The following is a 21,962-nucleotide window of genomic DNA, read 5'->3' as shown; positions in this document are numbered from 1 at the left end:
TGTCGGCCGTGGATGCCTATACAATAGTTCAATTATTTCAAACAATAAATTTTCCTACAGCATTTTTTAATTCTTCTGAACTTCGTTCAGTTTTTTCTGACTGTTGTGTAACATCATTAGTTTTCTTTAAAATTACAGTGGTTTTTTCTGCTATATTTTGAGAGCCCTCCGCAGTTTCATTGTTAGAAATTGATACTTCGCTAATAGCTCTTACCATATTTTCTATAGAAGAAGATAGCTTTTGAGCTTCGGAACTAAAATTAGCAACCAAATCTTGGACAGACTTTGCATCTTTTGAATAAAGATTTCCAATATCAACCAAAGACTCATAATCTTTAATTACTGTTAAATCAATAAATTCCAACACTTTTTCAGAATTTTGCACTAAGTTTTCTACTGACGGAACCACTATTTTTGTTATGTCCTGTATTTCATTAACAGTTCTTGCGGAGTTTTCTGCTAAGTTTCTTATCTCTTCAGCAACTACAGCAAATCCTTTTCCTGCTTCACCTGCTCTTGCTGCTTCAATTGCGGCGTTTAAAGCAAGAAGATTGGTTTGTGATGTAATTTCTAATATAGATTCTGCTAGTAAATTTATTTTGGCAACTGATTTAGATTTCTCAATAGCATTTCTCAAATTAGTATCTACACTTTCTCTCATATCAGCTGCAGCTTTCTGTGAAACTATAGAATTTTCCTTTAGAGTTTCAGCTCTTTTAGTTATTACTGCTGCTGTGCCTGAACCATCATTAGCTTTTTGAGTAATAGACTCTATAGCTTGTTTAATTTCTATTGAAGTTGAATTCATTTCTTCAGCAGATGCAGCTGTTTCCTGCATTACAGCTGACATTTCCTCTGTAGTAGCTACCACTTCTTCTACTTGAGAATTTAATTCTTCTAATTGTTTATTTGTTTGCAGGGCTGAATCCTCCAGATTTTTTGCTTCATTTATAACAGTATTAACAATATCCTTTATGGATTTTTGCATTACATTCATAGAACGCATCAAAACTCCAGTTTCATCGCTTGTATTCATATAATTTTCCGGCACAGTCTTAGTAAAATCTCCCGTTGAAAAGGTTTGTAAAAGTTCAGCAGCAATACCTATAGGTTTAATGATTTTGCGTGCGAATAAAAATATCATTAGAGAAGCTATAAGTATGCTGATAATTATCACTAAAATTATGTTGTTTCTAGTGGAATTTACTTTTGATATATATTCATTAACAGGCATGTATGTTACTACATACATATTTATAAAATCACTTTTACAATATGCTGCTATATTTTTAGTTCCATTCTTCGTAAAATATCCTATTCCAGAAGTATTTGCTTTTAAAGTGTTATAGAAATCTTTTACATCGCCATTTTGCTTACTAAAATCGTATTTCATTATTTCTGAGGCTTCCTCTGAAACAGCCACTAACCCATTTATATCTACTATTATAGTTTTAACATTATTATTAGAATTTCCTTTAACTATGTTCTTTGCTACTGCTTCAAGGGTTGATGCACTCCCATAAATCCCAAGGACTTTATCTGATTTATTATCAATAACCGCAACATTTACAGTGACAACTGGCTTTCCTGTTACTGGAGAAAGTTTAGTGCTAATTATAGGTTTCTTATCTTTTTTTGCAGCAACCATATTTGAGTACTTAGAATCTGGAAGTGGCATTCCAACTGATTTTCCATCTAGTGCATCATTTATTACAACATTATCTGGACCATAAGAAAAATAAATATTTTCATTTAATCCCTTTGAATCTTTAAGTAACGTTGTTAAATTATTAGAAATTTTCCCAGACGCTATTGAATCTATTTGATTAGTTTGAGAAATATTTTTTAAATAATCAACAACAAATTCATCCTTTGATAAGGCTAAAGCCAAATCAACCTGACCTTTAAAAGCTGTTTCTATTTCGCTTTTTTTATCACTGGCTGTGCTATTTAAATATTTTCGTGCATCTTCTTCCATGTATTTATGTGAAGAGGAAGTTTGGTAAAATAGACTTATAAGCATAGGTATTATAATACACGAAATTGATAGAATAAGCATTTTGCCAAACACACTGTTCAATTTTTGTCGTAATTTTACCATACTAATATCTCCTTTCATTAGTTCACCTATTTAATAGAAAAAAACGTAGTTCAGATTAATCTTTTAATTTAAACTACGTTTTGTACATATCTTTTATACTATACTGTGTGAAAGTGATTCGCACCAAATTAACACTCTGTGTAAGTGACTATCACCAAATCAAAGATTTGGGATATCTACTTAAAATTTGGGCTCTCTGCTTGCACTCTGTGAAAGCGATTCGCACCAAATTATAAATTTGGGCTTTCTGCTTTCCTTTCAGCAATTTCTTTTTGCATTTTTTGTAGACTAGCAGGGGTAATTTTATAGAGTAATACGATAAATATTAAACCTACTACCATTATAAGTGCTGGAATTAATGCTATACCATTTTTTATACCACTTATTAATTGTGCTGTTGGCTTCATATTTGCAACATATCCTGCTCCTACAAGAATAGTGGTTATAATAACACTTCTTAAGAATATAGCAACTTTAATTGGAAAACTTATTAGTGACATAATGAATCCTCTTGCATTCTTTCCTGTTTTCCATTCACCATATTCAACAGTAGAGGAATACATAGCAACACCTAATGCATCAGGAATGCCATATCCTAAATATGCTACAAACATTACTATCATAAATGAAACATAATTCATTGGTAGAGCCCATACTAGAAGCAGTCCAACTATAAACACTATAAGAGATAGAATATAAGTATTTCTTTCCCCAATTTTTTTAGCCAATGGATTTGTAAAAGCAGCTCCAAATAAACATACTACGTTAAGACCTGTCATGAATATAGTGATTGCAGCCAAATTATTTATAACATATTTGAAATAATAAAATGCTAATCCAAAGATAACAAATCTTCCCAAATATCTACCAAGTTCACCTAATAATAATCCTATAAGAGGTGGATTTACTAATATTTGTTTTAACATCTCACCTGTAGACATTTTTTCTTCTTTACCTGTTTGAGTAGCTTCTCCACTATGTGCATAATCTTTTGTCATAGCAAACAATATATAGTAACAAACAATTAGAAAAATACCTGAAAGTATAACAGTTAAAGTATATCCCATTGAAGGATTGCCAGTAGCTTTACCAAGAACCAATATTAATGGCATACCTATCAAAGAAAAACCAATAGCACCTAAGGAATTAAACATTCCTCTGTTTGATGCCATAGCAATTCTTTCTTCTCTAACTTGTGTCATCGAAGAGTTCATTGCTATATGTCCTGCATAAAATATGTTCCAGATTAGATGGCTGACTATAAATCCTATACAAATTATAATTGCATTAATTGAGGCAGAGCCTATCTTAGAAAACTGTAATATGAAAAATAGCACTGCAAAAGGAGGTCCTACCAATAACCATGAACGATATTTACCCCATTTCATGTTGCTCTTTTCCAATATGATACCTGCAGTAGGAACCCATACAATATCAAATATACTTGTAATCATCAATACTGTACCTGCTAAAGCTGCTGGTATCTTTGCATAATCTGTTAAGAATGCTGCAAAATAGAATACCTCCATATTTACAAATAACTGAAATCCAAATGATGGTAATCCATAAAGATTAATAATAGATTTTTTTAAACCTTTTTCCATAATACTCTCCTTTCAAATATTCTATAATATATTTATGATGACAGAGGACAGTGTTTGTCAATTGTCCTCTCATAAAAATTATTACTTAGCATAATTTTTATAGTGCAACAGTCACTATTTGTATTCCTGTCGTTTATTTACCAATTGCAGCCGAAATCATAGCCTTTACATTTTCAACTTTAGCATTTGAAGGTACTGAACATCCACTAGATAAAATGAATCCTTCTCCCATATCCTTAATAAGCTTTGTAGAATAATTATATACTTCCTCCGGATTTGCAAGGCAAAGTTTTGCCGCTGGAACATCTCCTTTAATACAAGCATTGCTTCCAAGTATCTCTTTTACCTTGTAGATATCTGTTGCTCCATCTGTTTCAAGTACAATTTTTCCTTTTGGGAAATCCTTAAAGTAGTTAAGGTCACGTTCCCAGTCTCCATCCATATGTATATTACATACAGCGCCTTCTTCTATAACAGCATCTGCTGTCTCCTTAATATATTTCCATACAAAACGTTCCCATAGCTTAGGTGAGAAGAATTCACTAGCTCCACGTGCTGGAGAAAGGAATACCACTGAAGCTTTAGAGTCTCTAATTTGTTTTCTCATTCCTTCAACTATTTCTTTTTGCATAACTTCTAGTGTTGCTTCAACTTTATCAGGAATCTTAAATAAGTCTCTCATGAACTTAACCATTGAACGTCCGCCACCTAAGTATTCATTTACTGTTAAAGCCGTAGATTGTTTATATACCAAATATCCTTCATCAGTAATATTTTTAGTTGCTTGTGATCCATAAGTCAAGTCTTCCATAAGTTTATCAACATCAATTTTTAATCTATCTCTTAAATAACCTGGTGCAAAATTACTCCAGCCTTTATTTATAATTGTGTCATAGTCCCCTGGAAGCATCATTTCTGCTTCATCAAGCTGCCACATCATATTTTCTGGCAACTCACGTCCTGGAAGTTTAACTCTTGCTAGAAATGTTAATGGAAATATAGGTCCTCCAGAAAAAGATGATTCACTTCCGTCTACATCGCCTAAAGCTTTCAATGATTCCAACATAATTTTATTTGATTCTTTTACACCTTTGCAAAGTTCAGCTAATGTGTATCCCATATGTGTAGCGCAGAAACCATCCATTTGTAATATAACAGGAGGTCTATCAGTTTTTTCTAAAGCTAAAGTTTTATTTAATCTTCCTAAACGTTCATTATATAATTCTTGTTTTGTTTTCATGTTATTGTACTCCTACAAATTGCTTACAATAATCTACAGTGTTTTGTGCATTCTTAGCTACTATATCTGCCTGCACATATTTGCCTGTAGCTTCGTCAACTGGGCCTCCTCCTATTAAAACCTTTACATCATTACGTAATCCTGCATCTTCTATTGCTTGTATACATTCTTTTACATTGTCAAAACATGTAGTTAAAAGACAAGATATACCAACTACTTTGGGTTTATGTTGTTTAATAGCTTCAATAAACTTAGCTGTAGGTACATCAACCCCTAAGTCAACTACTTCAAAACCATTACTTCTCATTACAGTAGTTACTATGTTCTTTCCTATGTCATGGATATCATCATATATTGTTCCTAAAACAAATACTCCATTCTTAGCTTTTCCTGCTTCTCCAATACCCCCAAGTACTTCTGAAGCCTCATTAAACACTTCTGCAGACATGATAAGCTCAGATAAAAAATACTCTTTTTCTTCGAATCTTTTTCCTACAATTTCCATTCCTTCTTGTAAACTAGCAATAATATCTAATGTAGGAACTCCTCCATCCTTTAATGCTTTTACCTCTGCAAGTACTATGTCCTCATCAAGATCTGCCATTGCTTCTACTAACTTTTTATTCATTACAACAAATCCCCCTTCTAGTATTAAAATAGCTTTTTAAATATATAATAATTATCCTTCAACTTTAGAATAGCATATATATTCCAAAAATTCACCTTACATCATGTATAATTTAAACATGTCAATTTGTACATAATGTGTTTTTATATTAATTTATATATACAATATATTTATTATATGTATATATTTTAAAAAATTAGAGATTTTTTGACAACGAAATAAAGGGACTGGTGCAATATAAACAACCGTGGTTATCTATTGAACCAGCCCCCTAATATATCTTTATTTACCAGTTGCAGCACAAAGCATTGCTTTTATATTTTCAATTTTAGCATTTGGAGGTATTGAACATCCACTAGAAAGAATAAGTCCTGGTCCAACATCTTTAATAATTCTTGTACAATAATCATATACTTCGTCTGGAGTACCAAGAACAAGCTTTTGTGATGGAACATCTCCTTTAATACACATACGATCTCCAAGCTTTTCTTTTATCTTATAAATGTCTGTTGTTCCGTCAGTTTCAAATACACATTTTCCCTTAGGGAAAGCCTTAAAGTAGTCAAGATCACGTTCCCAATTTGAATCACAGTGAATATCGCATATAGATCCCTCTTCTATAATCATATCTGCTGTTTCTTTAATATATTTCCATACAAAACGTTCCCATAACTTTGGAGAATAGAATTCACTAGCTCCACGTGCTGGAGAAACAAATACAACTGTAGGTTTTAGTTGTCTAATTTGTTGTCTCAAGCTTTCAAGATTCTCCTTTTGAATAACTTCTAAAACTGCCTCAACTTTATCCGGCATTCTAAATAAATCTCTCATGAACTTTGTCATTGAACGTCCGCCGCCTAAATACTCATTTACTGTTGTTGTAACAACCGGGCTGTATACCACAAATCCAGCATCTTCAACATTCTTCATAGCTTGAGGAATATAAGCCATTTCTTCTGTAAGTGCTCCTAAATCAACTTTTAATTTATCTTCTACAAAGCCAGGCATAAAACTACTCCAGCCCTTATTAATAATTGTATCATAGTCCTCTGGGGTCATCAGTTCTCTTTCATCTAATTGCCAAAGCATATTATCAGGAAGTTCACGTCCAGGTAGTTTAATTCTTGACATAAATATCAAAGGAAATATTCTAGCGACATTAAAAGTAGCAGTTGCTCCATCAAAATCTTGAAAATCCTTTAATGAATCTACAATTACCTTATTTGAATATTCAATACTTTTACAAAAATCAGATAATTTTACTCCTTGCTGTACCGCACAAAAGGAGTCTCCCATCATAACAACTGGCGTTCTATCTGGTTTTTCCAGGTTTAGTGCCTTTTTAAACCTAGTAAAACGCTCATTATATAATTCTTGTGTTGTTTTCATATTACTACACCCCCGAAAATTTTTTTATAATATTTTTTTATTTCCCCTTTGAGCCTTTTTAAATATTAAACCTACATACGAAACCGTATTCAACCCATTGTAATAATGAATTTTTGCGCTTTTTTCTAGTGCCATTACATAAATTCCGTAAGCTTCCACTGATGACAAAGCTTTGTCTGGAAATCTACACTTTTCTCCATCAAGATAAGTACATCATCACTGCTGACTATGCTGTGGGAGCTTTTTATTAAGGATATCTAGTGCTTGTTTCTTTAAAACTCGTTCATCAGTTCCAAAAACTATTGCTGTCATATTAACTGCAATAGTTTTAATACTATCATTTTTACTATTATCGTTATCTTTTATATTGACATTTTTACCAGTTGTGGAGATCCAAAGTTTAAAATGATGATTTTCATCCTCCACAAAAGCCTTTATATGTCCGATAAAATATTTATTTTTAAGAACCCATTCTTTCAGGCTTTCTATCCATTCTATTAGACAACTCTGAAGTTCACTACCATTAATTTCTTTTTCAAACTTAAGTGAAGTAGAATAGGAAAAAACAGCTGGTAACTCTTCCTTTTCTCCATATAATTCATCATGGGAGTGATCACAGTGGTGATGATCATGTTCGTGATTGTGCTCATTACAATTGCAACTTCCATGTGTATGAAGAGGTTTATTTTCACTACCACATAAATACTTCTGGATTTTACTCACAGGTTTTCATCACCTCTTTCCAGATGCTATCGTTCACTTTATTGTTGGCAGATACTTTATACACAATAGCTTTTTCATTAAGCTTTACTACATGTTCTTCTAAATGCTTTAATTCTTCTTCACTTACTAAATCTATCTTATTTACAAGTATTATATCTCCTTGAGAAATTTGATTTTCTATAAGAACGGGTGTTATTGCTGTAAGCTCTTCAAAACGCTCCGAATCAACCACAGCGACGGTTCTTATACTATCTATTCCTTTTCCATACTTATTTAAGTTGCCCAAAATCTTACTAGGATAAGCCAATCCTGTAGTTTCTATAATTACCCACTCTGGCTTTATGGTTTCATTGATCTCATTTAATGTAGTTATCAAATCAGAAGTTAACTGACAACATATACATCCTGCAAACAACTCTTTTACACTATAGCCATCAGATTTGAGCACCTTATCATCAATTCCTATTTCTCCGACCTCGTTTTCAATGATTACCAACTTAGCTTTTGCTTGCACATCACTTTCAACAATAAAATGCGCCAATGAAAGTATTAAGCTTGTTTTTCCAGAACCAAGAAATCCTCCAAAAAGAATCAAATTCATTTGATGTCACCTTCCTTTTCACTAAGCATTATTAAGACTACAGTCACAAGTAGAAGTGCTGCAAACTTGCCCTGAAGCATTACCATAAATATGCTCTAAAGCAATTGTTTCATTTGGGCCAACTGTAACAAATTCTTCATCCCAAGGACCAGTTAAAAGTTTTTTAATATAGCTCAGAGTCCCATCAATGATCTCTTGTTTTAAATTAAGATCGTTTGCAATCTGTTGAGTTTTCTCCAAAAATTCCGCTGTATTACAAACACTTGTTTTAATAATACCCAATCTTTTATAATGTCCAAGAATTACCTTGTATAATCTATCAGCCTTAGCTTTTCCATACCTCTTTACTGTATCCTGATATTCAACCCATATATTTTTCTCGTACTCTAACCAACCTCTAGTAAGAAAATAGGTCCCCATTTCACTTGATACTTTTTTACGTTTTTCACAAGAACCAAGTAACATAGTGATACAATCATCAACTCGTGGAAAAATTATTTGATAGTCTGCTGATTTTAATCCTAGTAATGCATTACCACAGTATCCAAAAGCTAAAATCACCTGATCTATATTTGATATATGATCCAGCTCTTCTTGAATGCGCTTTCTTAAAGATTCTGGGTTTATATGCAAACTAGACTCTATCCATAGTATAGGATATTTGCACCCTACTTCATTAACAACTAAATTCAGTTCATCAGCAATAGTTTTACAAGCTATTATTAATCTATTCATATATTCCTTCACGGAATCCCTTAAGGAATTTTCTAGAGAATCTATCTTGTCCTAAAAGTGCTTGAGATGCAAGCAAGGCACCTCTCATTTCCTTATTTGTTGGATCCAATATATAAGAGTCCATTCCGCGAGCCATAGTTTGTACCATGAATAATCTGTTCAATACTTTTCTTGCAGGCAATGCATAAGATATATTACTTAATCCACAAGTAGTATGCACTCCTGGATGGCTTTCCATAATGGTTTGTATTGCCTGTAATACTTCTATTCCATTCTTTTCCCCTGCGCTTATTGGTTTTATAAGAGGATCTATATATATATCATCTATGTCAATTCCTTCTGCAGTTAACTTTGTTATTATTGAATGTGCAATTCTAATTCTATCTTCATTTGTCTTAGGCATACCATCGTCATCAATACATAATGCTACGATTTTAGCGTTAAACTCTTTTACTAAAGGTAATACTGCATTCCATCTTGGTGTTTCATCAGTTATAGAGTTTATCATTGGTTTAGCATTTACAACTTTCATTAATCCTGCTCTCAAAGCTACTGGATTAGGACTATCTATACATAATGGCAGATTTGTTGCTTGAAGTATATTATCAATTAGCCACTCCATAGTCTCTACTTCAGTTTCTATGCATGTACCACAGTTTACATCTATATATGTTGCTCCAGCTTCTTCTTGAGCCTTTGCAATTTGCTGTATATACTCGCCATCTTTCTTCTCGACAGCTTCACGTATCGCTTTTCTACTTGTGTTTATTAACTCTCCAATAATTAGCATTTAAATTGCCTCCTTAAACTATATAGCAAAACTTTATAAGCTTTCTCGTTCTTGTTATATTATGCAAATTGTTTACAGTAATCTACAGTATTTTGTGCATTTTTAGCTACTATATCTGCTTTCACATATTTACCTGTAGCTTCGTCAACTGGACCCCCGCCTATCAGAACCTTTACATCATTTCTAAGTCCAGCGTCTTCTATTGCTTGTATACATTCTTTAACATTGTCGAAACATGTAGTTAAAAGACATGATATTCCAACTACCTTTGGCTTATGTTGTTTTATAGCTTCGATAAATTTAGCTGTAGGTATGTCAACTCCTAAATCAATAACTTCAAATCCATTACTTCTCATTACTGTAGTTACAATATTTTTTCCTATGTCATGAATATCATCATATATAGTTCCTATAACAAACTTTCCATATTTAGATGTACCTGATGTGTCCATTCCACCTATTAATTCTGAAGCCTCATTAAATACTTCTGCTGACATTATAAGCTCTGATAAAAAATATTCTTTTTCTTCAAATCTTTTTCCTACAGTTTCCATACCTGCTTGTAAGCTTTCAATAATCTCTAATGCTGGTACTCCTTGCTCCTTTAATGCCTTAACCTCTTCTAATACAACATCCTCATCAAGATCAGCCATAGCCTCAACTAATTTTTTACTCATAATATTTTCCTCCTTATTTATATATTCAATAAATTAATAGAAGTTTTATTACAAACATTTATTTATATAATAAAAAATGATAAATTTATATCCTATAAATAGAATAACATAAATATTATGACAATTCATCTTACATAATGTATAAATTCATTATACTAATTTTCGCATAATGTAATCCTTTTTAACTATCCTTTCTGACATCTAGCTTAAATTTTCAAAAATAGAAATTATAAGTTAAATTCCTCTTATAACTTCCATCAATTACCATTTAGCTATTTACATACATCTATCCATTCACCATTAGTAATCTCCTCAAGTTTATCTAATGTCACTTTTACTGCCGCATGTGGTGAACCTGCTGCTGGATAAACGTAATCATATTGCTTTAGCGACACATCTAAATATACTTCTAAAGGATTCTTTAACCCAAAGGGACAAACGCCTCCTACTGGATGCCCTGTTATTTCTAATACTTCATCAACATTTAACATTTTAGCCTTTGTACTAAAACAATCTTTATATTTTCTGTTGTCTACTTTTGCATCACCTTTAGATACTATAAGTATATCTTTATCCTTTAGTCCAAATGCCATAGTTTTAGCAATCTGGCCAGGCTCTACTCCAATAGCTTTAGCTGCTAGTTCCACAGTAGCCGTACTTTCTTTAAGTTCCAATACTTCTAAGCCTAACTTTTCCTCACTAAATTGTTTTCTTACGCTTTCTATACTCATTTTGAATCCTCCCGTATGTCAAACTTTATCCATTTAACCCATTATAGTACTAAAGTTTTTAAATTTCAACATATGTGAAGCAATATCTCTTAAAGCGGGTTTATAGATAACCAAAACAGAAAGTTGATTTATACGCAGAGATACGTTTCCAAAGCCTCGGCACATATAAAAACTTTTTAGTCAATCTTAGAGAAATATTTCGGAAAATCTTGGAATTTTTTATATATTTGAGGTACGAGTTTATAAAAGGTTCTTAGATTTTCAAAATGTTGAGCTTTAGATTAACAAAAAGTTTTTATAGTGCCGAGGCTTGGAAACATATCCCGGAGTGTAAATCAACTTTCGGCTGTGCTTCTCTTCTCTATATAAACAACGGATGATCCATATTGGTGCTAATTACGTTTTTTTCTACTACCAAAGGAATATTAACATCACCTTTAAGTTCCTTATCTGCACCTATATCCACAAACTTATCCGTTATTATATTACAAAGCTTTGCGTTCTCTCCAATTATACAATTTTGAAGAATTATACAATTTTTAAGTACTGCTCCCTTTGAAATATGCACCCTTCTAAATATTATACTGTTTTCTACTGTGCCATCGATTGAACATCCGTTACCTAGTATAGAATTTCTAACAACACAGTCATTTCCATATCTAACTGGTATTTCATCATTGGTTTTTGTATATATAGGTCTTTCCTTTGAGAAAAGCTCCTTATTTATCTTTGGATCTAGAAGCTCCATACTTGCTTTATAATAAGCTTTCAATGAGTTTAAACAAGCCAAATATCCAGTAAACTCATAGCTTTCCACTTTTAGCTTATCCAAAGAGTTATATATGTAGGATTTTACTTTTCTGTAGCGTCCTGTACCTACACATTCGTTAATTATATGAATTAGAAATTCCTTTTTCATTATATATATGCCCATACCTACATTGGCATTTTTTCTATTCCCTATATTTTTTCCAACACTTAGTATTTTTCCTTTTTCATCTATGTTTAAAACATCGCAATCACCAAAACTTTCATCTGCATTGCTAACCTTCTTATACACCATTGTTACATCACAATTAGACTCTATGTGCTTCCTTAAAATATCTTTAAAATCAATATTACATATCATATATGAGGAAGCAAATATCACATATTCTTGCCCTGCTCTATATAAATACTCTACGTTATTTGAAAAGTTAGTTATATCATCTATGTATGGATCTGTTGTTGTAAAATTAAACAACCTAAGCCCATCTATTTTTCTATTTAAATCCCAAGGACGTCCATTGCCTAAATGGTCCATTAAGGATCTAGATTGCATTTTAGAGAATATTCCTATACTCTTAACTCCTGCATTAGTTAGATTTGATATTATAAAATCAATAATTCTATATCTTCCAGCTATCGGAATAGATGCTAAAGGCCTATTTCGTGTAAGTTCTCTCAATCTATCTTCATTTTCATCTAAATTAATTATACCTAAGCAACTTTTTAACATAACGAACCCTCCTCGTAAATATCCCAGTAAATTTATTTTCCTATAACAATAGATCCTGCTTTTATATCCTCATGACCGCCTATTACTGTAACTTTTTTTCCATCTCCAATTATACAATCTCGTCTTATTGTCACATTACTTCCTACAATTGCCTTATTTATTATTACATTGTCTCCAATTTTTGTATCTGGCATTATAACAGAATTTATTATTTTAGAATTTTTTCCTATTGTCACTCCTGAGAATAATACGGAATTATTTACTTCTCCATAGACTTCGCAGCCGTCTACAGAAAGGCTGTTTTTTACTTGCGCATTAGCTCCTATATATTGTGCAGGTCTAACATGATTTTCAGAATATATTCTCCAATTTCTATCCTGCATATTAAGTTCATTATCTTCTCTAAGCAAGTCCATATTTGCTTCCCAAAGACTTTCTATAGTACCTACATCCTTCCAATATCCTTTGAAAGCATAAGCATACATTTTTTCATTTTGTTCCAGCATCCTTGGAATTATATTTTTTCCAAAATCATTGCTAGATTCCTTATTGTTTTGATCCTCTTTCAAAAATTTCTTCAAAAGCTTCCAATTAAAAATATATATTCCCATGGATGCTTTTGTGCTTTTAGGTTTCTTAGGTTTTTCTTCAAATTCGCATATTGACCCGTCATCATTAACATTCATGATTCCAAATCTGCTTGCCTCTGCTAAAGGTACATCTATAACGGCTATTGTAGCATCCGCTTTTTTTTCTTTATGGTACTTTAACATATTTTCATAGTTCATTTTGTATATATGGTCTCCAGATAGTACCAGAACATACTCAGGGCTATAACTATCTATAAAAGAAATATTTTGAAATATGGCGTCTGCAGTACCTTTATACCAATTTCCTCCACTTTCCTCTTGATAAGGTGGTAAAATATATACCCCTCCATCTCTTCTATCAAGATCCCAAGGGCTTCCTATACCTATATGCGAATTAAGTGCCAAAGGTTTGTACTGTGTTAACACTCCTACAGTATCAATATTGGAATTAGAACAATTGCTCAAGGTGAAGTCAATTATTCTATACCTTCCCCCAAAAGGAACCGCAGGCTTTGCAAGCCTTTTTGTAAGTATTCCCAATCTAGATCCTTGTCCCCCAGCCAATATCATTGCTACAATTTCCTTTTTTAACATATAATATCCTCTCCTCATGCTCCACAATTTATTAGAGTAAATTTGAATATTTATATTTTGTATATTTTAATTTCTAAAGGATTAATTTTTATCTGCTTAAAATTTAACTTTTCTTCAATTTTACTTGTATCTAATATAGATTTAATATTCCAGCTTAATTCTTCAATATTTTCATGATCTTTAAAATCTAGAGATTCTAAATCAATGCTATAGGAAAGGTCCATGGATTTATTTATAATTATTAAAGCTTTTTCGTTATTTAAAGTTCTTTCATAGCAAATTATATCTTCATTTATACTGTGAAATCTTAAATTTCCCTCTATAAAAACTTTATAATTTTTTCTCAATTTTATTAAAGCTTTATAAATACTATAGATAGTTATATTTTCTTTTCCCCAAGGGTAAGGCTTTCTATTTAAAGGATCTTTTCCTCCAGTAAGACCAGCTTCATCTCCATAATAGATAAGAGGTACTCCTGGCATGGTCATCTGTATAGCTAAAGCCATAATAAGCTTATATATAGTTTTCCCATCACCTTTGTCTATTAAAGTTAAAAGTCTCTCTGTATCATGAGTATCTAATACATTTAAATTACAATAGAAGTTCTCCCTAGGATAATTTTCATAAATACTCATTATTCTTCTGCTAAAAGTGGTGGAATTAATTTCTGAGTTTACGAAACTAATTACAGAATTTTTAAAAGGATAGTTTGTTACAGAATCCAATTCCTCACCAAACAAATATTGTCTCTTACTAGAATAACTTATTTTATTGGATGCATCTTCCCAAACTTCTCCTATTAATATGGAGTCTTTTTTTATATCTTTAATCTGAGTTTTTAACAATTTTATAAACTCATCAGGAAGCTCATCTGCTACATCCAGTCTCCATCCACTGGCACCTAGGCTCATCCACTTTTTAATTACAGAGTCTTCGCCACTTATTATATAATTTATATAGTCCTCATTCATCTCATCTATATTCGGCTGATTATCTATTCCCCACCAGCATTCATATTTATCTGGATACTCACTAAATTTGTACCAGTTATAATAGCTAGAAGACTTTGATTTATAAGCACCTACAGAAGGGTAATTTCCAAACTTATTAAAATATATACTATCTGCTCCAGTGTGACTAAAAACTCCATCTAGCACTACTTTAATTCCAAACTTCTCAGCCTTACTGCAAAGCTCTTTAAATATATCTTCGTTACCAAACATTGAATCTATAGCCTTATAATTAGCAGTATCATATTTATGATTGCTTGAAGCTTCAAAAATTGGATTTAGATAGATTACATCTATGCCAAGATCTTTCAAATATCCTAGTTTTTCAATAACACCTTTAAGATTTCCTCCATAAAAATCCCATCTCATTATTCTTCCATCAGCAGTTTTTATATACATTGGTTCATCTTCCCAGGTTCCATATATAAAACTATTTTTCTTAGGATTATCTATTATTCCGTTACTGTTACCATTTCTAAACCTATCTACAAATATCTGATAAACAATACCCTCTTTAAACCATTTAGGAGTAATAAAGGACTTATATACCGTTATTTGATAACTTTTAGGATTATCATAATAAATTGTGCCTTCTCCTCCTAATCCATCTAAGTTATTTCCATAGTACAGAGTTTGAAAACCTTTGTATAATCTAAAATAATAATTTATTAAACCTTTATATTCTTCTTTTATATCTATTTGAGCAGAATACATATAAAGCTTTTCATCAATTTTGCTCATGGGAAGTTCTATGCTTTCTGTACTTCCATTAAAATAAGATAGTATTAGTTCCACTTTATTAAAATGTTCTCCCTCTATAGCTATATATACTTCTTCACCTAAGCTCACTGCACCAAAGGGTTTTCTGAATTTTTCTTCCCAGGAATTATGTCTCACGTAGCACTCCAAAAAATTCACCTCTCAATTTAAGTATACTCTTGAATTCTCTTGTAGAATCCGCAAGAGAATTCAAGGTAAATAATAGTCTAGTTAAAGATTCTTATATAAATATCCAGAGCCCCATATACCAGTAGCATATTCCTGTATGGTTCTATCACTAGAAAATATACCAGAGTGGGCTATATTTACTGCACACATAGATTGCCACTTTGGAAAGTTTTTATACAGGTTATCTGCTCTCTCTTGTGCCTTTAAATAAGAATCAAAATCCTTTAGTACAAAAAACTCGTCATTATAGGTAACTAAGTTTTCATAAATCGCTCTGAATCTTTCCTTGTCACTGCAATAGAAACCATTTATTGTATCTTCTGTAACCTGCTTTATTCTATAATCTCTATTTACCATATCCCATGCACTGTAACCGCCCTTATGATAGTAATCTAAGACTTCTCTTTCAGTTAAACCGAAAATAATTATATTGTCGTCTCCAACCTCATCTCTAATTTCAATATTAGCGCCATCTAAGGTAGCTATAGTAACAGCTCCGTTCATCATGAACTTCATATTACTTGTGCCTGAGGCTTCCTTAGTGGTAGTAGATATTTGCTCACTTAAATCTGCTGCTGGAACTATAAGTTCAGCTACAGAAACTTTATAATTTTCTACAAACACCACTTTTATTTTTTCATTTACTCTTGGATCATTATTTATCTTATTGGCAACTGCATTTATAAGCTCTATGGTTTTCTTTGCAAGATGATATCCAGGTGCTGCTTTACCTGCAAATATAAAAGTTTTAGGAACTATATCTAAATTAGGATTTTCTATTAGTTTTCTATAAAGCTCCATAATCCTTAAGCAATTTAATATCTGCCTTTTATATGCATGAATTCTTTTTACCTGAACATCAAATAGTGAATCTGGATTTATAGAAATATCTTGCTTTTCTTTTAAATATTCAGCAAACCTTTTTTTATTAGAAATTTTTATTTCATGCAATCTTTGCTGTACTTCCTTATCGCTGGCATACCGTTCAAAGGCCTCCATGTCTGTTGGATGCTTTATAAAGCTATCTCCTATTGTATCCTTTATAAGAGTTGTAAGCTGCGGATTTGCCTTTATAAGCCATCTTCTATGAGTTATTCCATTGGTTTTATTATTGAACTTGTTAGGATAAAAATAATAGAAATCCTTCATCTCCTGCTTTTTAAGTATCTCTGTATGGAGCTTCGCTACTCCATTTACACTGTGACTTCCTACTATCGCTAAGTGAGCCATTTTAACATATCCATCTGCTATAATAGCCATTTTGCTAATTTTATCCCACTGTCCAATGTATTTATTCCAAAGTTCTTCACAAAATCTCCTGTTTATTTCTTCAATTATCATATAAATTCTAGGTAATAATTTTTTAAACATATCTATAGGCCATTTCTCCAAGGCCTCTGATAGTATGGTATGATTTGTATAAGACATTGTATTTGTGGTTATTCTCCATGCCTCATCCCATCCATATCCTTCCTCATCCATGAGAATTCTCATTAACTCTGGTATAGCTAAAGTAGGATGGGTATCATTTATGTGTATAGCTATCTTCTCATCTAAATCATTTAAAGGTGCTTTTCCATAAACCTTAAAGTGTCTTATAATACTTTGAATGCCAGCAGATACAAAGAAATACTGCTGCTTTAACCTAAGCCTTTTCCCTTCATATACACTATCATCTGGATATAGAACCTGAGATATAGCCTCTACAGAATTTTTATATTCTAGTGCCTTTAAATACTCTCCTCTACTAAAAGAAGAAAAATCAAATTCATCATATAAAGGTTCTGCACTCCAAAGTCTTAAATTATTTACTATATTGTTTTCATAACCTATGATAGGTACATCATAGGGCACCGCTAAAACCGCTTCATACCCTGTATGGACAAATTTTAGATTTCCATTTTCACTTATTGTATTCACCTGTCCACCAAATTTGACTATCTGAGCTTTATCTGGCTTTTTTATTTCCCATACATTATTATTTTTAAGCCAATCATCCTGAGTTTCTATTTGCATACCATTGATTATTTTTTGTTCAAAAAATCCATATTTGTATCTTATACCACATCCGTGTCCTGGTATATTTAATGAAGCCATAGAATCTAAAAAGCAAGCAGCTAATCTTCCAAGTCCTCCATTTCCAAGCCCCTGGTCTTGTTCTAAAGCTTCCAATTTATTTAGATCTATATTAAAATCACTAAGAGCTTCCTTGCATACATCCCTTATTCCTAAATTTAACAAAGCATTTCCAAGTAACCTTCCTAACAAAAATTCCATAGAAAAATAGTATACCTGCTTTTCTCCTGTGAAATTATAATTTTTGTTAGTACTAATCCACATCTTAACTACATAATCTCTAGTAAGGCTTGCTAATGCTTCATATTTATTGTAATCTGTTCCATCTGATAAATCTTTTCCATGAATTTCTATAAACTTTTCTTCATAATCTTTCTTAAAAGTCTCTTTATCTACTTTTAACATATTCACTCCTCCTACTAGCTCCGTGTTAAGGTATTCTAAAACATACTTTCATATAATTCTTTATACCTCTTAGCAGATTTGTTCCAACTATTGTCACTTTCCATAGCTTTGATAACTATTGTTTTCCAAAGATATTTATTCTTATAGTATTGCAGGGTCATTTCCATTACATAAAACAAATCATGTGCATTATAGTAGGTAAAACTAAAGCCATTTCCTTCTCCTGTAAACCTATTGTATGGCTTAATAGTATCTCTTAACCCACCAGTTTCTCTTACTATAGGCAATGTTCCATATCTAAGTGCTATGAGCTGACCTAGTCCGCAAGGTTCGAACAAAGATGGCATTAGGAATATGTCCGAAGCTGCATATATCTTATGCGACAGTGAATTATCAAAAAATATATTTGCAGACACTTTGTCTGGATATTTTTTCCCAAGATATCTAAAATAATCTTCGTATTCACTGTCACCAGTACCTAATACAACTAACTGTATATCTCTCTTTAAAAATTCCTCTCCTATCTCCTTCACTAAATCCATTCCTTTTTGTGGAGTTAGTCTTGAAACTATTCCAATCATAGGAGTATTTTCACTTACTCTAAGTCCAAGTTCCATCTGGAGCTTCCTTTTATTAAATCCCTTGTCCTTTAAGTTATACTTACTGTATTTTTTATATATTAAATCGTCTTTTTCTGGGTTGAAAATATCATAATCTATTCCATTTACTATTCCTGAAAGATCGGCTGCTCTTCTTCGCAGTAGACCATCTAATTTTTCTCCAAATTGAGGAGTTTGAAGTTCCTTAGCATAGGTAGTGCTAACAGTGGATATTTTATCACTATAATTTATTCCACCCTTCATAAAGCTTACTGCGCCATTCAACTCTACACTACCATTTTTGTATATATCTTCGCTATATCCGAAAAGTTCACCAAGTATCTTTGGATCATAATTTCCTTGGAATAATATATTATGTATGCTATATAGCACCCTTATGTTCTTATAAAAATCTTCTTTTTCATATTGAAGTTTATATAATACAGGTATCATTCCCGTATGCCAGTCATTACAATGTATAACATCTGGCTTCCAATCTAGTTCCTTTAGCATCATAAGCACTGCTCTATCAAAAAATGCAAATCTCTCTCCATCATCATAGTGTCCGTATAAAGTATCCCTCAGGAAGTAATACTCGTTATCTATAAAATAGTATTTAACTTCCTCCACTTCAGCTTCAAATACTCCACAGTATTGATTTCTCCAACCTACAGGTACTGTAAAACTCTTTTTAAAGCTCACCGTATATTTAGGATCATATTTTATATTTTTGTATTTTGGTATTACAACTCTGACTTCTATGTCCAAATTTTCAAGGTATTTAGGAAGTGCCTGGGCTACATCTGCCAAACCACCTGTTTTTATAAAAGGCTCCGCTTCTGACGCTACAAATAATATTTTCATTTGCTCAATCCTCCTTCACTTTTTAATACCGCTGTTTATCTTTTTCTTCACTTCTATTTATCTTCATTTCATGAATTTTATTAGCTTTAAATATAATTGCTGCCATTGGTGGTATATCAATTTTCATATTATAAAGCTGGTTATGCCAAGGTTCATCTTTTGATTGAATTATGCTTTTCGTTAACTGTCCAGATCCTGCATATTCTTTACTGTCTGTATTAAAAATCTCCTCATATTCTCCTAAATATGGAACACCAACTTTATAATTTGAATAACTAACAGGAGTAAAATTACACATAACTATTAAAGTTTCTTTTGGTTTGTTTGTCTTTCTTATAAAAACTATAATACTTTGATTAGAGTTATCTGCGTCTATCCACTGAAATCCTTCTGGTTTGTGATCATATATCCATAGAGCCTTCTCTTCTCTATATAGTCTATTCAAGTTTTTAAAGAAACTATGGGTTATTCTGTTCATTTCAACCTCTTCAATAAGGTTCCACTCCAATTCTTCATAATGTCTCCATTCTATAAATTGGGCAAACTCCGTTCCCATAAATGTAGTTTTTTTGCCAGGATGGGTAAACATATAAGTCATAAACACCCTTAAACCCGAGAACTTATCCTTATAATTCCCCCACATTTTATTTACTAAAGATTTCTTGCCATGTACTACCTCGTCATGAGATATTGGCAATATAAAATTTTCAGAGTAGTTATACATCATAGAAAAAGTTACATAATTATGATTATACTTTCTATACAATGGATCCATACTTATATATTCTAAGACATCATTCATCCATCCCATATTCCATTTAAAATTAAAGCCTAAACCACCTATATTAGATGGTTTAGTTATCATAGGCCATGAAGTGGATTCTTCTGCAATCATTAATAGGTTTGGGAATTCTCTAAATAGAGCAGTATTTAATTCTTTGAAGAATTGTATAGCTTCAAGATTTTCATTGCCGCCGTATTTGTTTGGTGTCCATTCACCCTGTTTTCTATCATAATCAAGATAAAGCATATTTGCTACTGCATCCACTCTTAATCCATCAACATGATATTCCCTAAGCCAAAATAGTGCATTTGATATAAGAAAACTTTTTACTTCTGGTCTTCCTAAATCGAAATTTGCAGCTCCCCACCCCCTGTTTTCTGATTTATTCATATCTGAATATTCATAGGTAGGTGTCCCATCAAATCTATAAAGTCCATGTTCATCCTTACAAAAATGTCCTGGAACCCAATCCAGTATGACTCCTATACCTGCCTTATGCAGAATATTTACTAAGTATTTAAAATCATATATGTCTCCGTATCTGCTGGTAACAGAATAATATCCAGTTAGCTGATATCCCCACGAATCATCTAAAGGGTGTTCCATTATTGGCATTAACTCTACATGAGTATATCCCATACTTTTAGCATAAGAAGCTAATGCTTCTCCTATTTCTTTATAATTTAAAAACTCTCCATCTTTGTTTCTTCTCCATGAACCTAAATGTACTTCATAAATGTTTATTGGGCTTTCATACATATTTTGGAATTTTCTATGTTCTAACCATTTTTTATCTTTCCATATAAAGCTTAATTTTTTTAAAAATCTAGAGGCCGTATTGGGTCTTTTCTCACTATAGGTCCCATAAGGATCTGCCTTTAAGACCTTTTTTTCATTCTCATGAGTTATTTCATATTTATAAATAAAATTTTCTTTTAATCCTGGAACAAATAAACTCCATAAACCTTCCTTAGTCAATCTTTTAAAAGAGTGTTTTTCTTTAGATTCCCAGTTGTTAAATTCACCTACAACCCTCACTTCTTTGGCCTTCGGAGCCCATGTAGTAAATCTTACTCCCCATAGTATTCCTTCTCTTACATAATGTGCTCCCATAAAACTATAGCACTTATAGTGGGTCCCTTCATGGAAAAGGTGAATATCATAATTTGATATAAAAGGTTTATTGCTTTTAATTTTACGCTTACTGATTCTATCACTTGTTTCCTTAATTCTTAAACCACTTGCCTTTACCTTATTTTTTACCCTCATACCTTTTACCCCTTAAAAAAATAATAAAAATATTGCTATTTATTCATTAATTCTACAAAACTTTCCTTTTACCTTCTAGAATTATTAATAATATTCATAATTGCAG

Annotated in this window: 17 protein-coding genes and 1 pseudogene; all 18 read right to left on the bottom strand. The window is 32.0% G+C overall.

The window, feature by feature from the left end; translation table 11 throughout:
* Positions 1 to 37: 37 nt before the first annotated feature.
* Positions 38 to 2,101 carry a methyl-accepting chemotaxis protein gene (locus I6U48_RS15130; RefSeq protein ID WP_218321306.1) on the bottom strand — a complete coding sequence of 688 codons (2,064 nt, stop codon included), beginning with the start codon at positions 2,099 to 2,101 and terminating at the stop codon, positions 38 to 40.
* A 230-nt stretch (positions 2,102 to 2,331) separates the two neighbouring features.
* Positions 2,332 to 3,705, bottom strand: coding sequence for an MFS transporter (locus tag I6U48_RS15125; protein WP_218321305.1), 1,374 nt, complete (start codon positions 3,703 to 3,705; stop codon positions 2,332 to 2,334).
* 133 nt (positions 3,706 to 3,838) lie between these two features.
* Positions 3,839 to 4,945 carry a uroporphyrinogen decarboxylase family protein gene (locus I6U48_RS15120; protein ID WP_218321304.1) on the bottom strand — a complete coding sequence of 369 codons (1,107 nt, stop codon included), beginning with the start codon at positions 4,943 to 4,945 and terminating at the stop codon, positions 3,839 to 3,841.
* A gap of 1 nt (position 4,946) precedes the next feature.
* Entirely contained in the window at positions 4,947 to 5,573 is a 627-nt protein-coding gene (locus tag I6U48_RS15115; protein ID WP_218321303.1) for a cobalamin B12-binding domain-containing protein, read from the bottom strand.
* A gap of 282 nt (positions 5,574 to 5,855) precedes the next feature.
* Entirely contained in the window at positions 5,856 to 6,962 is a 1,107-nt protein-coding gene (locus I6U48_RS15110) for a uroporphyrinogen decarboxylase family protein (protein WP_218321302.1), read from the bottom strand.
* 24 nt (positions 6,963 to 6,986) lie between these two features.
* Positions 6,987 to 7,163, bottom strand: a pseudogene (locus tag I6U48_RS15105) (DUF2284 domain-containing protein); the annotation flags it as partial.
* Between the two features lie 15 nt (positions 7,164 to 7,178).
* Complete coding sequence (locus I6U48_RS15100) at positions 7,179 to 7,685, bottom strand: hypothetical protein (RefSeq protein ID WP_246615369.1); 507 nt, start codon at positions 7,683 to 7,685, stop codon at positions 7,179 to 7,181.
* On the bottom strand, positions 7,678 to 8,286 hold the full coding sequence (locus tag I6U48_RS15095) for a GTP-binding protein (protein WP_218321301.1): 609 nt from the start codon (positions 8,284 to 8,286) through the stop codon (positions 7,678 to 7,680). The genes I6U48_RS15100 and I6U48_RS15095 overlap by 8 nt, the downstream gene beginning before the upstream one ends.
* Before the next feature lie 21 nt (positions 8,287 to 8,307).
* Positions 8,308 to 9,021 (bottom strand): DUF1638 domain-containing protein, encoded by a 714-nt coding sequence (locus tag I6U48_RS15090; RefSeq protein WP_218321300.1) that lies wholly within the window; start codon positions 9,019 to 9,021, stop codon positions 8,308 to 8,310.
* Positions 9,014 to 9,811, bottom strand: coding sequence for a methyltetrahydrofolate cobalamin methyltransferase (locus I6U48_RS15085; protein ID WP_218321299.1), 798 nt, complete (start codon positions 9,809 to 9,811; stop codon positions 9,014 to 9,016). The genes I6U48_RS15090 and I6U48_RS15085 overlap by 8 nt, the downstream gene beginning before the upstream one ends.
* Before the next feature lie 59 nt (positions 9,812 to 9,870).
* Entirely contained in the window at positions 9,871 to 10,488 is a 618-nt protein-coding gene (locus I6U48_RS15080) for a cobalamin B12-binding domain-containing protein (RefSeq protein WP_218321298.1), read from the bottom strand.
* Between the two features lie 272 nt (positions 10,489 to 10,760).
* Positions 10,761 to 11,219: a YbaK/EbsC family protein gene (locus tag I6U48_RS15075; protein ID WP_218321297.1), complete on the bottom strand. Its 459-nt coding sequence runs from the start codon at positions 11,217 to 11,219 to the stop codon at positions 10,761 to 10,763.
* A 361-nt stretch (positions 11,220 to 11,580) separates the two neighbouring features.
* Entirely contained in the window at positions 11,581 to 12,717 is a 1,137-nt protein-coding gene (glgD, locus tag I6U48_RS15070; RefSeq protein WP_218321296.1) for a glucose-1-phosphate adenylyltransferase subunit GlgD, read from the bottom strand.
* 32 nt (positions 12,718 to 12,749) lie between these two features.
* Complete coding sequence (locus I6U48_RS15065; protein WP_218321295.1) at positions 12,750 to 13,901, bottom strand: glucose-1-phosphate adenylyltransferase; 1,152 nt, start codon at positions 13,899 to 13,901, stop codon at positions 12,750 to 12,752.
* Positions 13,902 to 13,951: 50 nt separating this feature from the next.
* Entirely contained in the window at positions 13,952 to 15,829 is a 1,878-nt protein-coding gene (locus tag I6U48_RS15060) for a glycoside hydrolase family 13 protein (RefSeq protein WP_376774566.1), read from the bottom strand.
* 72 nt (positions 15,830 to 15,901) lie between these two features.
* Positions 15,902 to 18,340 carry a glycogen/starch/alpha-glucan phosphorylase gene (locus I6U48_RS15055; protein WP_218321293.1) on the bottom strand — a complete coding sequence of 813 codons (2,439 nt, stop codon included), beginning with the start codon at positions 18,338 to 18,340 and terminating at the stop codon, positions 15,902 to 15,904.
* Between the two features lie 35 nt (positions 18,341 to 18,375).
* Entirely contained in the window at positions 18,376 to 19,803 is a 1,428-nt protein-coding gene (gene glgA / locus I6U48_RS15050; protein WP_218321292.1) for a glycogen synthase GlgA, read from the bottom strand.
* Between the two features lie 22 nt (positions 19,804 to 19,825).
* Positions 19,826 to 21,856, bottom strand: coding sequence for a 1,4-alpha-glucan branching protein GlgB (glgB, locus tag I6U48_RS15045; RefSeq protein WP_218321291.1), 2,031 nt, complete (start codon positions 21,854 to 21,856; stop codon positions 19,826 to 19,828).
* Positions 21,857 to 21,962: the final 106 nt, after the last annotated feature.

This window comes from Clostridium thailandense (assembly GCF_019207025.1).
Classification (GTDB): domain Bacteria; phylum Bacillota; class Clostridia; order Clostridiales; family Clostridiaceae; genus Clostridium_AM; species Clostridium_AM thailandense.
This window is presented reverse-complemented; position numbering and strand designations above follow the sequence as displayed.